This is a genomic window from Ktedonobacter sp. SOSP1-52 (assembly GCF_016587395.1).
On record NZ_BNJH01000002.1, the window covers coordinates 2,276,510 to 2,290,109 of the forward strand.

Below are 13,600 nucleotides of genomic sequence, written 5' to 3' on the forward strand. Positions count from 1 at the left end.
ATCTAGAGCTTCATGCCTCCCTTATTCTCCGCCTGCTGGGAGAGTAGGCCTCACGTTTGTAAAACATACAAGGTCAAATTTAGCCCGTAATAAAACGGAATAATTTAGTACCACAGACAGGGCAATGTCCCACCAGGGCGCTCCGCCCATTTTTCGTGACTGAACGCTCGGGCGCCTGCATCTCACGCCTGGTCCGACACTTCACACAGTAAGCCACAGCCGTCTCAGCGCTTGCTTGTGGCTCTTGCTCGCTTTCTGTCACACGCTCTGGCTCCTGTAGGCCTGATATCCCCTCATCCTGGCGCTCAGGCGCGGACACAGGCTGAACGCTCTCCTCCGAAGTCGTTTGAGCAATTATATCAGAGGTGTCAGCAGGCAATGAATCATTCGGAGTTGAGGCCGCAATGGTCTCGGTTTGCCCGGAGACTGCCGGGTCGAGCGTGGCTAGTTCTACATCTTCATCCGTTACCATCTTTGGCGTCTGGATGGAACGCGCCAGCGGCGGGACAGGCTCCTCACTTAAAGTCAGGGGAGAGTCAACAGCAGGATTAGATTGCACAGCGACCTTCTCCAAAGCCGCTTCGCTGCTTGCGGCAGGCACAAACGCGGACGGCGTGGCGAGTGAGATGGGAGGCAGGGTAATCGTTTCATTCTCTTCGCTCGCTGGCGCTGACTTGAACACATTCTTTCGCAAAATATAGACCAGAATAAAAGCAGCACTACTTGCGAGCACCAGGAGCAGCAGGCGCATACTTCTGCGTAACACAACACCTATCTGACTCATAGCAAAACCTCCTTAGGACAACGCGGTACATTGTAGTGGCAACGTTACCTGCCACCCCACGATACGTTTAGCACACTACGGAATATACTTTGATCTTATTCCGAAACCCAACGCCACGGGCGTGTCTAGCGCTTCCCCCATTCGGGGGCACAGCGGCCGCGCGCTCAGGTTTCCTAATAGGCAGTATCTACTCTTTCGCAGGAAACGGTTATGCGTATTATAGAAGAAATCGACGAGATGATCGAAACCGCTCGCGGCTGGCTCACACGAGGAAGTGTTGGCTTCATCCCCATCACAAATGAACTGAGCATGCACGCCGGGCATCAAGCGCTCCTGGTGACCGCGCGTGAGCACTGCGAAATCACTGTCGTGTGTCTTTTACGAACTCCACTCTCCTTTGATGCCAGCAGTGACACGACCATGAGCACCCACGGTCTGGAAGAGAGCCTGCGTTTGCTCACAGCAAGCGATGTCGACGTAGTGTTCACCCCCCGCTGGGAAGATCTCTTTCCAGCAGCATATGCGACCTATATTCGCCTTGGCGGCTCTATCCAGGAGGCACTCGTGCCAGCGCATTGTACGGACAATGCTCTCAATGAGTTCGCCACGGCCCTGGGTCAACTCCTGCTTATTGTACGTCCCGATATTGCCTTTCTAGGACAAAAAGATGCCATCCAGGCCGCAATTATACATAAAATTATACATGATCTGCACATTGATGTAAGTTTACGTCTCACTCCAACGGTACGTGAACAAAATGGGCTAGCCATGAGCAGTCACACGCTGCTCCTCAGTCCCCAGGAGCGTGAGGCAGCTACGCTGCTCCACAACTGCCTCCTCCTCTGTAAAAACAGCATTGAGCAGGGAGTGGACGATGCCCCTACCCTCACACAGCTCGTGCACACATACATTGCTGGTAATGAGCATATCACGCTCCTCCACCTGCTTATAGGTGATCCAGAGACCTTACAGGCACGCGACAAAGTTATTCCTGGTACACTCCTGGCGCTCAAGGCACGTGTCGAAAAAAATCTTGTAAACGACAATATTCAGTGGATGCGCGATGGGAGCTGGCGTCTGTAGTCGCTCTTCATGGGTGATCTGGTAATTTCGGCGCATTCCAACTATAATGAGTCGGGGGTTCGGGCGGAGGAGGTGATCCACCAGACAACGCTGCGAAAGCACGCGTATTACATATCATAATACCTGCTATTTATTTTGAGGAGGCTCTCATGCCTGGTATTATTATTTCAGTGATCCTGAGCGCACTTATTGCCTACTTATGGGGTTCAATTCCTACCGGTTACTGGATGGGAAAAATCTTACGCGGGAAAGATTTTGACATTCGCGATCATGGCAGCAAGAAAATCGGCGCAACCAACGTTCAACGCACGCTTGGCAACGGGCCAGCAGCCATCGTTTTCCTGGTAGACCTGTCTAAAGGCATTGGCCCCACCCTGCTCGCTCTCCTGGTCCCAGCCCTCAATGCCGGTGGCTGGGGACCACCCATCGCGGGCATCCTGGCCCTGCTCGGCCATTGTTATCCCGTATTCATTGGTTTTAAGGGGGGTCGCGGTGTGCTGACCGGTGGCGGCGCGCTTCTGGTCATCTCTCCCACCATCTTTCTCATATGCCTGATTGTCACCGTGGGGACGATCATTCTCTCACGTTATGTCTCGCTTGGTTCAGTTCTAGGTTCAGCCTGCACCATTATTTGCGGCATCACCTTTTTCCTGATCAGTCAGGGCAACCCTCACATCTTCGCTCACGTGACGATCCAGCAATTGCTCTTCCTGATTATTTCCCCCGCCCTGGTCCTCATCTTCCATGCCGACAATATCAAACGCCTGCTCTCTGGCACTGAGCGCAAGCTGGGCCAGAAAGTCGATACGACGCCAAACGCAAACTAGGGGTTGCGCTGCTAAAGCACGCGCCTACCTATCATGGGACGGGAGCCGCGTTTGCATATCGTGGTGGTTAAGAAGTGGTGGCGTGATGTGTGGGCGAATGCCCACACATCACGCCACCACTTCTTACCTAAAGGTGAGCTTGCGAACTGAGAAGAACTGCCAGGGGAATAAAGGCTAGATGGTGCTGTTCTGCTTCTCTTCTTTAATCTCCTCGCGGAAGATGGGTATCGCGCCAACAGTATATTCAATCCCAGAGAAGATGGTCCAGATGGTGGCAACAATCAGGAAGATATCTCCAATAAAGAGCAGGAGTTCATTGAAGACCAGGGTCTGACTGTTGAAGGCCACCTGCCAGGGAAAGAGCGACAACAGATGCGCCCCCAGTCCCTTCGCGAGCAGGACGACTCCGATAGCGATCAGGGTAATAAAGGTCTTTTGTTTGCCCCATTTGCCCGCGGGAATCACCTTGCCCCGCGCGGCCGCGACCGAACGTAAACCAGATACCATAAACTCGCGCGTCACGATGATAAATACGATCCAGGAAGAGACCAGGTGCACTTCTATCATCGCGATAAGAATGGACACGACAAAGACTTTATCGGCAGTCAAATCCAGAAACACGCCCAGCGGCGAGACCAGATTATAGCGCCGGGCCAGGTAACCATCCAAATAATCAGTCACTGCCGAAAGCGCAAACAGCACGGTCGCGACCAGATACGCCCACGGTTGATCGACCAGAACCAATATAAACACAATAACCGTTGAGATCAGGCGACTGATACTCAGGATATTCGGGACATTACGCATTAAGCACCTCAATAACTAGCTTCTTCAATTTATGCTCGTTTCCCTGGAACAGCTCTGCTATAGGAAACATTAAGCTTCGAAACATTAAGCTTTTATAATGGGAAGATTAAAAAATGTGAGATTCTCCCCTCATTATAAGCTACTTTGTCCATGCTACGCATCTTTGCCAGAGCTTCTGGCAGGACTTTCCAGTTCTTACCTCGGCTCGCGTAGCGAGCCGAGGGGTAAGGGGATGTGGGTGGAAAACGGCAAAGCCGTTTTCCACCCACATCCCCTTACCCTTGAGCCATGCTGGTGCGAAGGGAATGACGACCACGCGATTGTTGCTTGAGAACAAGCCCACATCCCCTTACCCTTGAGCCACGCTGGTGCCTTCTCGCCAGCTAGCCACTACACATCTTACCGTGAACGACGCTGGCTCGAAGGCTCTTCCCAGATAGGAGATAATGGTTAGATCCGGAGAGCGTAGGCGCGTACGTCAGTAGCGCACACCTAGTCTGCGACGGCAACCAGGATATCGCGTCGCTTAATCACACGATCGACGGCATGCACCAGTTGCGTATAGGGCGGTTCGTCCAGGACATGCAGACCCGTCGTACGGCTTACAAGCTCAACCATTTCAGTACGTTCAATACGCGTTGCGTTCCAGGCCAGGGCAAGTGTTCCACCCGGAAGCAGCATCTGCTCCCAGGTGGGGAGCGCCCTCTGCAAGAGATCGGAGAGTTCACCAAAGTGCTGGATGCCATATGGCAGATCGCCTACAATGGCATGCATACGGGGTCCGCCTGGAATCTCACGCATGTGCGCGAGTGCGTCTCCCGCGTCCCCATGCGCGAGCACAAATGCCCGCGTACTATCTGCATTGGCTCTGGTAATCTTCTGCCCCTTGCGACCAATCTCGAACTGGTAGCGCCGTCCCGCCTTACGCCCCCGCTCATCCGTCTCCTTAAAGGGAATCCCCTCGCCGGTCAGGTACTGGCGTACATAGCCCGCGGTGGTCTCGACATCCTGCCGCTGTAACTCGATGCCAAAGGCGTCATAGCCCGCGGCCAGGGCGAGAAAGAGGGTGGTGCCTCCACCCGCCAGGGGATCAAGTATACGCAGGCGCTCAGTGCTCTGCATCGCATACGCGCCAGAGAAGACGGCTACATTGAGCAAAACCTGGGTAAAGAGTTCGTTAGTCTTGCCTCTGTAACGCCGCGCCTCCGCGATTTCGTGAGGAACAAAAGGCGTGTAGGGTGAGGCAAGTGGGCGCAGCAATGGCCCCTCCACATCCCCAACACGCTCAAAATATTCATAGATCTCGCTTGTAGCCCCCAGGCGCCCTAGTATATCCAGGTGCCAGGGTGTCAGCGTCGTCCCGGCGTTCAGCTCGACCAGAACATACCCCTGTCCAGCCAGCTCTATGCGCTGCGCCGCGACCATCTCAGTCCGTAGGGGGCTGACCAGCAATTCTGGCAGGGCCAGGGTGTCCGCCAGGTGCATGTATTGTGTGCTCCGTTGTGGAGTAATCTTTAAAGCAAGTTTCATATGCGCCAGTATAGCAGTTATCAAATAGATAATCCAACATGCTCTACTCAACAGGCTCCACAAGCCTACGCCCTTTGTCACACCAAGCCAATCCTATCCATATATATCCAGCTAAAACCAGAATAATATATCCAACAAGGTGTCAAATTTATCTTGATATAGAAAACCTATCACCCCTCCTGGCAGGCCATTTCAAGAGTCTTTACCACCCCATAAAAAGGCACAAAAATAACCGACATCGGGCATTACCAGATATCGGTTATGGAAAGCATTTTATCCTGGCTAGCTGGTGGTCACGCTAAATGGGCGCGCCCACGCGAGTCCGCCATGCGTGCAGCCAGCATCCTGGCACCAGAAAACTTCTACAGTTCCTTGAAAAGTGATGTCATAGGTAGAAAAACTATCCGAGAAATATCCATAACCATCGGCATATTGATTGATATACTTGGACATGGCTTTATCTTTCATTTCGCCATTGACATACCAGCGGGTTTGGACATAGCCAGTGCTTCCTTGTGCCCATTTGTAGGACAGGTAGATCGTCTGGCTGCTCTGGAACTTCGATTGCAGCGTGACTGGTCGGTACTGACTATCAACCTCATTTGCCAGTTGCGCGGTAGGAATCACCTGCTGCGCAGCCTCAGAGAAGGTAGCCCCCGAAGGCGATTCGCTTTCAGTATAGGGTGAATATGGCGTAGGTGTGAGTTGCACTGAGTATGCTGTGGCTGTGACATTATCTGCTGTCGCCGTGGCGTCCTGATTCATAGTTGCCGTTTTGTTATTCTGGACAGCAATATAGATTCCACTAATGCCACATGTGAGAACGAGCAGCACGACGAGTACGATAATTGCCGCGATGGCGCATCCTGATTGTTTCCGCGGCTGCGCCACGACTGGTGCCATGATTGGCTGTCCGTATGGAACCTGTGGAGGCGGAGCGTACGGCGGTTGCCCATATGGAACCTGCGGAGGTGGAGCGTACGGCGGCTGTCCATATGAGTTTGACGGTAATGGTGGTGTGTAGGCGTTCTGAGGAGAAGAGCCTACGTTATAAGGTGTTGGATTGGCACAATAAGGACAGGTTGGCACGCCTGGGGACAATGTAGCCCCACAACGATTACATTGCACTACAAGGAACCTCCCAAAGCAATTAATACTTTCCCTGGTCCTTCAGGCCAGGAGCCAAATTTGTGTAACAATTATTATATCAACATTTGCCTCTAAAGGAAACGAGTAAAAGTGCCAGACCCAGGGCTTGTGAATGATATGTAAGGGGGTGTGGGTGGAACGGCACATTTAGCGTGCCAAATATGCTTAAATATACATAGACGCCACTGCTTAGCGCCGGTGCGCGGCAAAGAAAGCGGGGGCAGCAATGCAGGGATGCTCCAGGATTGAAGCAGACCCATTACAATAAATATTGTATATAGCAGACAGAGCAATCTACACATTCACACATTTCGAAGGCTTGGAGGGCCGTCATGCATATCGTTACCATCGAGGAGATGAGAGAACTGGAAGCTCAGGCAGAACGCCAGCACGGTCTGACATCCCCTATCCTTATGCAGCATGCAGGCAATAGCGCCGCAGACATCTTCATGGCGCAACTCCTTCCGCACCATTCAATCAACGACCTCGAAGTTCTCTTCCTGATCGGACCCGGCAATAATGGTGGTGATGGTATGGTCATGGCTGAACACCTGATCAAAGCAGGCGCGTTGGTCAGCCATTACGCCTGGAAGCAACATAAATTAACCGTGCGGGGGCAGGATATCGATGAACATCATACCAGCGAAGAGCTAGAATCTGTGCTCCAGAGCGCGGATTATGTGGTTGATGCTTTGCTGGGCACAGGTACCTCTCGTCCCTTGAGCGATGATATGCGCGCCTTGCTTGAGCGCGTAAAACGTGAAGGAGAGCAACGCCCAGAACTGCGAATTGTCGCCATCGACCTGCCCACAGGGATCAATGCCGATACCGGCGAGGTCGATCCTGGAACGCTCAAGGCCGATATGACTATCACGCTCGCCTGTCCTAAACAGGGCTTCTTCTTCTTCCCGGCCCGTGAATATATCGGTGAGCTGCATGTGGGCTCTATTGGGCTCCCTACTGACTTAGAGAGCCACCTCCAGACGGAGATGCTTAATCAGGGTTTCTGCCACTCCTACCTTCCTCATAGGCCCCTTAATAGCAATAAGGGCACCTTTGGCAAGGTCATGCTCTTCTGTGGCTCAGCAGCCTATCCAGGCTCCGCCTACCTGGCTGGTAGTGCCTCCGGGCGTGTGGGCGCTGGTTTGATTACTCTGGCCGTGACTGAGAAAATCCTGCCCATCTATGCCAGTTCTCTCCATGAAGCCACCTTTGCCATCCTGCCCGAGGGTCCCACCAGCGAACTGAATCGCGGCAAGACGCACGAGCGCGCCCAGGCTCTAAGCGACCACCTGCCAGGTTATCGCGCCCTGCTTATGGGTCCAGGCCTGGGACAATCGCCTGAGACCCGCGAGACAATTCTGCAAGTCCTGGAGTACTTGCGCTCAGAACCGACGGAGAAGCGTCCCCACCTCGTGATCGACGCTGATGGACTCAACAACCTTTCAGCCCTGGAGCACTGGTGGACCTTCCTCCCTGAAGGCACAGTCATCACGCCCCATCCCGGTGAAATGAGCCGCCTCTGCAAAGGGCAAAAGGTCTCAGGTGGCTCGATTGATCGCCTGGCGCTGGCGAGGGAGAAGGCTCAGGAGTGGCAGGTAACGCTTGTGCTGAAAGGGGCCTGCACGATCATCGCCCATCCCGATGGCAGGGTACGCCTGAACTGGAAGGCGAACGCCGCCCTGGCGACCGCTGGCACCGGTGATGTCCTGGCGGGAATCGTCACAGGCTTCCTGGCCCAGGGGCTCGACCCCTTTGATGCTGCCAGCCTGGCGGTCTACATCCACAGCTGCGCGGGCGAGCGTGTCAGCGCGGAACTGGGTAATGCGGGTTTATTAGCCTCTGACCTGCTCCCTCATCTGCCCCGGGTCATGCGCGACATCAAGCATAACGCATATCGTCCAGGAAGTGATATCACAGAGCGCTACGAGGAGAAATAATCGCTCCACGAGTAAGGAGAGAGCCCCGCCAGCTGGTGGCTGGCAGGGCTCTCTCCTTACTCGTGGAGCATGGACTTTGCAGTTCCTGGTAGGTTACCTGGTAGTTACTTGGCGGCCTCGTCCACGACACTCACCGTCAATTTAGGCTCCAGCTGAGGAGCAATTTTGACGGGGACCTGGAAAGTGCCCAGGGCACGAATAGGCTCGGCAAGCTCGATAGTGCGGCGATCTACGGTCAGCTTCTCAGCATCGCGCAACGCGGCGGCAATATCCTGGCTTGTAATCGAGCCATAGAGGCGACCCTGCGTACCAACTCGCGCCTTAAAGGTGAGCGAGACCTGGCCCAGGCGCTCGGCAAGCTGGCGATTCGTCTCTTCCAACTTTTCCTGCTTGCGCTTCTCAGCGGCGATACGCTGTGTACGGTTTGAGAGCAGGCTGGGAGTCGCCGCAGCCGCTACCTGCTGGGGCAAGAGATAGTTGCGAGCATATCCGTTCGCGACCTCTTTCAGGTCGCCGGCCTTTCCCAGACCCTGTACATCTTTTAAAAGAATTACTTTCATTGCTGTTCAAGCTCCTTACAGAGGTGGGGCAAAGACCCGACTACCTCCTCACGCATTTATACCGCAGTAGTATACACCCTGTGCTAGACGAACGCAAGCATTACGAGTAGAGCCTTCGCGCCTACGGCGCGAAGGGGAAGGGGTATGTGTGCGTAAAAAACGGCTTTGCCGTTTTTTACGCACACATACCCCTTATTCCACAAGCTCGCGCAGAGAACTGCAAGCACCATAGGAGAGCGAGAAGCCCTGGTCTCTCTGGCTGTGCGGTTGCGACATCTTCGCATCTCCCCTATAATAGTTAATAATCACAGTCATTATTAACTTTAGTAGTAGCTACATGCTAGCTAGCGCATTCATCAAGCGCGAGAAAAGGGCATTATCACACACTCACCCCTTGTAGGACAAGGCATCGGTCATTGCTACTGTTCCTCATTGAACAGAGTGATGGCTAGAACTACGAACAAGGAAAGGAGCGGGTGGCTCCTCCCGTCGCCAGCAGGCAGACGGATTTTTGCCACCCAGGGCTTATGAATATTGAGGGCACGTACACACTGCAAGCATCACCAGAAGAGGTGTGGCAGTGCTTAACAGACAAAGCCGTCCTGCGACACGCCCTTCCCGGATTGACTCAGATTGAGGAGCGAGGGAAGGAGACCTATGCTATCTCGCTCAGCATCCAGCAGGCGCCACTCGCGGGAACGTATACAGGACAGCTCAGGATTACCGACCGGCACGCTCCCTACTACTGCCACTTTACCCTGGAGGGGGCCGAAACGACCAACGCCATCAGCGGCGAAGGGACGCTTCATCTGAATGAGCGCCATGGGAACACCGTTTTGGCCTACAAAGGCAATATTACCTTCGGCCAACTCGTTCCCCCGCTCGTCACACGTGGAGCGGCCAAGTTGCTTACACAACAGTTTTTTATCGCACTCGCCGAGCAACTTCGCCAGCGCCAGGAGCAGCAGCCAGCCTCAACTCACCCACAGACGGACGATCTCATCATTCTTTCTTCTCATGCATCTTCTTCCAATGGAGAGGTTGCTTCTCCCGTCTCGCTAAAAGTTGTGCGCCTGCTACGCCTGGGCGAGGGCGATCCGGAGCAAGAGGTGCTCTGGGCCGCACGCCTTCGACAGGCCAGTATTCTCTCCGGGCTCCTATTTCTTGTCTGGCTTGGCACGCGTCTTCCACGCCGCGCCTAAGTAGGGTAATAGAAAAAGGGGTGTGGTGGTGGACTGGCTGAGCCAGTCCACCACCACACCCCTTTTTCATGTAAACTAGGCATCCATCATGGAGCGCAGGCGCGACTTCCAGTCGTTCTCGTCGCCAGCATTCGCGCTCGCCTGCTCGCTTTCACTCGACTCAATAACCCAACTGCGCGCACCATCCGCTGTGCGCGTCGGCATGTTTCGCTGCTGATGCGGATCGCGCTCATCCAGATTGCGAATGGCGTTGGCTGCGGCTTTGCGTACGTCTTGCACTGGATCTTGCAGCAGAAGGCGTAGTGGCTCTAGCGCGCTCTTGATCCCCAGGCGTCCCAGTGTACGCGCGCTTCCAGCTCGCTCATCAGAGGTCGAGGCCTGCAACAGCGGCAGAATATCAGGCGCCATGCGTGTCAGCATGAGATCAGCGACTAGGCGCAACAGGCGGTTGCGCCGAATAGGATGGATCACATTTGCCAGGGCATAGCGACAATCGGCATAGATCTGAGCCTTGTTGCGAATGGTTCCCTCGGCCCTGGCCTCCATTACCGCCATCTCGGGCGAGGTATGCGCGGTCCCACGCAGGAAAGGCTCGATCCAGGATGCCATCTGCTCCGTCTGGCCAGGATATTCATGCAACTGGAGAACGGCATGAAAATGCTGGTCCAGCCAGGAATACAGGGCCAATGTCACCTCGGCATCACGCGCCGCGTAGGCCACCATAGCTGGTGGCAAGGGACGCCGCGTCCAATCTGTTCGCTGCAAGCTCTTATCCAGCCGCATATGAAAGGCCCGCCAGAGCATCGCTGCCAGCGAAGACTCATGCTGCCCAAAGACTGAGCGACTGGTTGCTTCCAGGTCATAGTAGTGCGCCACGAACACGCCTCGCTCGGCCATGACCCGCAGATCAGCCCCCGCTCCATGCAGCAAAACTATGACATTAGGATCGCTCAGCACTGTATTCAACAGTGAGAGATCTTTCAGGCGGAGAGTATCTACGACAAAGCACTGCTTCTCAATAGCCAGTTGCAATAGCGCCAGGCGCGGAACAGTACTGCTATTACTCTCCGCAGAGAGAGAGCGTACCTGTGTAAACTCCGCGTCTATCGCCACTACAGGTGATTGCTTAAGTAGTTCTACCGCGTGCAAAAGCTGTTCAGAATTTTCAATCCAGAGCCGTTCTCCCTTGGGAGGCAACTGTCCCACTGGGGGTGTAGGACCAAGATAGCCAGGCTTATCATGCTCCAGTTTGTCTGATTCTACCAATGGTACGTTATCTTTCAATGACGTAATATTCCACCTTCTATGTCGTCAGCGTATAAGTGGCATATATTTGACACTATAGCATACCTGGAGGGTTTCGTACAGATAGACACGCGCGTTCGCGCACAGCCTGGAGTCCACAGGGCTATCAGGCCCGCTTCTGTTGTTCTCCCTCCCATTGCCCTGTAAGCTCAAGGAACCTTTCGACCGAAACTAACAGGTCCTTCGAGTCCAGGGGCGTATACAGGGGTGTATAGATATTCAATGAGTCTTGAGGATCTTGTAATTGGTGATCGACAAAACTCGGCTCCTCTTGAGAGGGCGTACCCACCACAAAGAGCAAGGGGATATTTGACGTCGCCCGGTGGGTAGCCAGCGCCCGTGTGAGCAGGATGCCGTTGGTCCGCCGCAAGGTCCCACTGGTAATGACGAGTTCAGGCCGCTCATAGAGGCTAAGCCAGAAGGCATCTTCACCCGTCCGCGCCTCCAAGACGTTATATCCATTTCCGCGCAAAATATGCTTACACACTACACGCAATGAACGAATATCTTCCGCAATCAATACTTTTTTCTTCATCCAACGTTTCCCTTCCAAAATAAACGAAAAATATTTATATATGAGCATAAGTATACAACAAAACATGTAAACATTTATTACTTTATCTAATTCTATACAAATATGAAATAGCTGTAATTGCTTTCTGTAAGAGTTAACGTTCTTATTCCAGAGCCTGATCAACGTCTCTCTTCTTGAAGCCTTGCTTTATGTGCTTTTTTCGCATCACCTCTCGCGCCTGAGGCGCTCGCCAGGGTTAGGGTGTGGTTGGTGCGTAGTGGCAACCGCAGGTTGCCACTACGCACCAACCACACCCTAACCCAGAAATAAGCGTGAATCTGTTCACCATACAAACTAATAAGTTGTGCATGAGAAATTATGAAAGGATTGCCATTTATGTTAGAGGAAATTCTGGCTAATAACGAGCGCTTTCTACAGGCCCAGCGGCCTGCGTTGATTGGGCATACACCGCGTAAGCGCACAGCCGTCGTCACCTGCATGGATTGTCGCCTGGTGACAATGTTTGAGCAGGCCCTTGGGCTTCAGCGGGGAGATGTCCTGGAGCTACGTACGGCGGGAGCCACTATCTCGCAGCCAGAGCGGACCGGGGGTGCTAATGATCTTATTCGCTCCCTCGCAGGTGGTGTCTACCTCCTTGGGGTACGCGAAGTGCTCGTCGTCGGCCATACGGAATGCGGCCTCGCACACGTGAATCCCGCTGCGCTCACTGCCTCTATGCAGGCCCTGGGAGTCGACCCGCAACAGTTGATCCAGCGCGAAAATTTGGGCGATCTTAACGGGCTTCTACGCTGGCTTGGTGCCTTTCATGATGTTCATATGAATGTCCACGAGGTCGTCGAGGTCATTCGTCAGAGTCCCTACCTGCCCCGCATCCCGATCCATGGCCTGGTTATCGACATCCAGAGCGGCCAGCTCGCTGTAGTAGACCGCGATACACGCGCATAATTGTAAGGAGGAGTGGGATGGATGTGCGGGCGAATCGTTCGCACATCCATCCCACTCCTCCTTTTCTCTGTGGAGGGCATATCGCTGGTAGATGGATGTCTAAATACGCTACAATATGAGAAGTGAGCTATTTAATACTCAAGAATACCTATTGCAATTGGCAAGGACATATGAGACAACGTATTCGACCAGGCAGGGCGTTAGTGGGCGTCTGTCTGCTGGCTCTGCTCCTCTTCTGTAGCGCCTGTAATGGTGGCAGCAACCAAAGCGCGCAGCCTACCCTAACGCGGCCCGCGAACGGGAAACAGTTGCTAAACGGTAAGGCCCTCACCTATGTGGCCCTTGGAGCCTCGGATGCCGTAGGGGTCGGCAGCACCGATCCAGAGACGCAGGGATATGCACCACGCATCGCACAGCACCTGCCACGTGGTTCACATTTCATCAACCTCGGCGTCAGCGGCAGCACCCTGCATAAAGCGCTCGCGAACGAGCTGCCCCTGGCCCTCTCGACTTCGCCAGAGCTGATCACCATCTGGCTGGTCGCTAATGATTTTGTAGATGGTGTGACCTATGAGAGCTACATGAACGATCTACATATGCTTTTGGATCAGCTCCAGACAGGTACCCATGCTCGCATCGTACTGGCCAATTTACCAGACCTGACGCTCCTCCCCAGCTTTGGAGGACGTACACCCGCGCAGAAGGCTAGCATCCTGCAGGAGATTAAGCGCTGGAACGCTGGCATCACGCATGAGGCTGCGCGCTACCATGATCCCGTCGTGGATCTCTTCGCAGAACAGAGCGAGCTAACGGCTCATCCTGAATTTGTGAGCGGCGATGGCTTTCATCCTAGCTCATCAGGCTATGCTGTCCTGGCCAACAAGTTCTGGACCGCCATTCAACAATAGCAAAGCGGGTGGTGTGTGGGAGTGT

The 13,600-nt window shown here is 53.9% G+C and carries 13 protein-coding genes; 6 read left to right on the forward strand and 7 right to left on the reverse strand.

The window, feature by feature from the left end; translation table 11 throughout:
• Nucleotides 1–79: 79 nt before the first annotated feature.
• On the reverse strand, nucleotides 80–784 hold the full coding sequence (locus JMJ16_RS25185; protein ID WP_201386206.1) for a DUF5679 domain-containing protein: 705 nt from the start codon (nucleotides 782–784) through the stop codon (nucleotides 80–82).
• 210 nt (nucleotides 785–994) lie between these two features.
• On the opposite strand from JMJ16_RS25185, the gene JMJ16_RS25190 reads away from it, so the two are divergent.
• Entirely contained in the window at nucleotides 995–1,867 is an 873-nt protein-coding gene (locus JMJ16_RS25190) for a pantoate--beta-alanine ligase (RefSeq protein WP_201385957.1), read from the forward strand.
• A 149-nt stretch (nucleotides 1,868–2,016) separates the two neighbouring features.
• A complete protein-coding gene (plsY, locus tag JMJ16_RS25195) occupies nucleotides 2,017–2,694 on the forward strand; it encodes a glycerol-3-phosphate 1-O-acyltransferase PlsY (RefSeq protein WP_201385958.1) in 678 nt (225 codons plus the stop codon).
• Nucleotides 2,695–2,868: 174 nt separating this feature from the next.
• On the opposite strand, the gene pgsA is transcribed toward plsY, so the two are convergent.
• The 3 genes from pgsA to JMJ16_RS25210 all read right to left on the reverse strand — a co-directional run bounded on the left by pgsA (nucleotide 2,869) and on the right by JMJ16_RS25210 (nucleotide 5,934).
• Nucleotides 2,869–3,501: a CDP-diacylglycerol--glycerol-3-phosphate 3-phosphatidyltransferase gene (gene pgsA, locus JMJ16_RS25200; protein ID WP_201385959.1), complete on the reverse strand. Its 633-nt coding sequence runs from the start codon at nucleotides 3,499–3,501 to the stop codon at nucleotides 2,869–2,871.
• Nucleotides 3,502–3,993: 492 nt separating this feature from the next.
• On the reverse strand, nucleotides 3,994–4,986 hold the full coding sequence (locus tag JMJ16_RS25205) for a hypothetical protein (protein WP_201385961.1): 993 nt from the start codon (nucleotides 4,984–4,986) through the stop codon (nucleotides 3,994–3,996).
• 327 nt (nucleotides 4,987–5,313) lie between these two features.
• The gene (locus tag JMJ16_RS25210; protein WP_201385962.1) at nucleotides 5,314–5,934 is read right to left on the reverse strand and encodes a hypothetical protein; all 621 of its coding nucleotides are present in this window, start codon (nucleotides 5,932–5,934) and stop codon (nucleotides 5,314–5,316) included.
• 578 nt (nucleotides 5,935–6,512) lie between these two features.
• Here JMJ16_RS25210 and JMJ16_RS25215 point away from each other — a divergent pair.
• Nucleotides 6,513–8,120 carry an NAD(P)H-hydrate dehydratase gene (locus JMJ16_RS25215; protein WP_201385963.1) on the forward strand — a complete coding sequence of 536 codons (1,608 nt, stop codon included), beginning with the start codon at nucleotides 6,513–6,515 and terminating at the stop codon, nucleotides 8,118–8,120.
• Nucleotides 8,121–8,224: 104 nt separating this feature from the next.
• Here JMJ16_RS25215 and rplI read toward each other — a convergent pair whose 3' ends face one another.
• Nucleotides 8,225–8,680, reverse strand: coding sequence for a 50S ribosomal protein L9 (gene rplI / locus JMJ16_RS25220; RefSeq protein ID WP_201369666.1), 456 nt, complete (start codon nucleotides 8,678–8,680; stop codon nucleotides 8,225–8,227).
• 476 nt (nucleotides 8,681–9,156) lie between these two features.
• Here rplI and JMJ16_RS25225 point away from each other — a divergent pair, with 476 nt between their 5' ends.
• Nucleotides 9,157–9,882, forward strand: a complete 726-nt coding sequence (locus JMJ16_RS25225; protein ID WP_201385964.1) for a CoxG family protein — start codon at nucleotides 9,157–9,159, stop codon at nucleotides 9,880–9,882.
• Between the two features lie 75 nt (nucleotides 9,883–9,957).
• On the opposite strand, the gene JMJ16_RS25230 is transcribed toward JMJ16_RS25225, so the two are convergent.
• The gene (locus JMJ16_RS25230) at nucleotides 9,958–11,148 is read right to left on the reverse strand and encodes a HEAT repeat domain-containing protein (RefSeq protein WP_201385965.1); all 1,191 of its coding nucleotides are present in this window, start codon (nucleotides 11,146–11,148) and stop codon (nucleotides 9,958–9,960) included.
• Nucleotides 11,149–11,293: 145 nt separating this feature from the next.
• On the reverse strand, nucleotides 11,294–11,722 hold the full coding sequence (locus JMJ16_RS25235; protein WP_007911995.1) for a response regulator: 429 nt from the start codon (nucleotides 11,720–11,722) through the stop codon (nucleotides 11,294–11,296).
• 375 nt (nucleotides 11,723–12,097) lie between these two features.
• Here JMJ16_RS25235 and JMJ16_RS25240 point away from each other — a divergent pair, with 375 nt between their 5' ends.
• Nucleotides 12,098–12,667 carry a carbonic anhydrase gene (locus JMJ16_RS25240; RefSeq protein ID WP_201382661.1) on the forward strand — a complete coding sequence of 190 codons (570 nt, stop codon included), beginning with the start codon at nucleotides 12,098–12,100 and terminating at the stop codon, nucleotides 12,665–12,667.
• A gap of 170 nt (nucleotides 12,668–12,837) precedes the next feature.
• Entirely contained in the window at nucleotides 12,838–13,575 is a 738-nt protein-coding gene (locus tag JMJ16_RS25245) for a GDSL-type esterase/lipase family protein (RefSeq protein ID WP_201385967.1), read from the forward strand.
• Nucleotides 13,576–13,600: the final 25 nt, after the last annotated feature.

Excerpts from the sequence above, each read along its gene's own strand:
- JMJ16_RS25185 (WP_201386206.1), bottom strand. The coding sequence starts at position 784 with ATGAGTCAGATAGGTGTTGTGTTACGCAGAAGTATGCGCCTGCTGCTC.
- JMJ16_RS25190 (WP_201385957.1), top strand. The coding sequence starts at position 995 with ATGCGTATTATAGAAGAAATCGACGAGATGATCGAAACCGCTCGCGGC.
- plsY (WP_201385958.1), top strand. The coding sequence starts at position 2,017 with ATGCCTGGTATTATTATTTCAGTGATCCTGAGCGCACTTATTGCCTAC.
- pgsA (WP_201385959.1), bottom strand. The coding sequence starts at position 3,501 with ATGCGTAATGTCCCGAATATCCTGAGTATCAGTCGCCTGATCTCAACG.
- JMJ16_RS25205 (WP_201385961.1), bottom strand. The coding sequence starts at position 4,986 with ATGCACCTGGCGGACACCCTGGCCCTGCCAGAATTGCTGGTCAGCCCC.
- JMJ16_RS25210 (WP_201385962.1), bottom strand. The coding sequence starts at position 5,934 with ATGGCACCAGTCGTGGCGCAGCCGCGGAAACAATCAGGATGCGCCATC.
- JMJ16_RS25215 (WP_201385963.1), top strand. The coding sequence starts at position 6,513 with ATGCATATCGTTACCATCGAGGAGATGAGAGAACTGGAAGCTCAGGCA.
- rplI (WP_201369666.1), bottom strand. The coding sequence starts at position 8,680 with ATGAAAGTAATTCTTTTAAAAGATGTACAGGGTCTGGGAAAGGCCGGC.
- JMJ16_RS25235 (WP_007911995.1), bottom strand. The coding sequence starts at position 11,722 with ATGAAGAAAAAAGTATTGATTGCGGAAGATATTCGTTCATTGCGTGTA.
- JMJ16_RS25240 (WP_201382661.1), top strand. The coding sequence starts at position 12,098 with ATGTTAGAGGAAATTCTGGCTAATAACGAGCGCTTTCTACAGGCCCAG.
- JMJ16_RS25245 (WP_201385967.1), top strand. The coding sequence starts at position 12,838 with ATGAGACAACGTATTCGACCAGGCAGGGCGTTAGTGGGCGTCTGTCTG.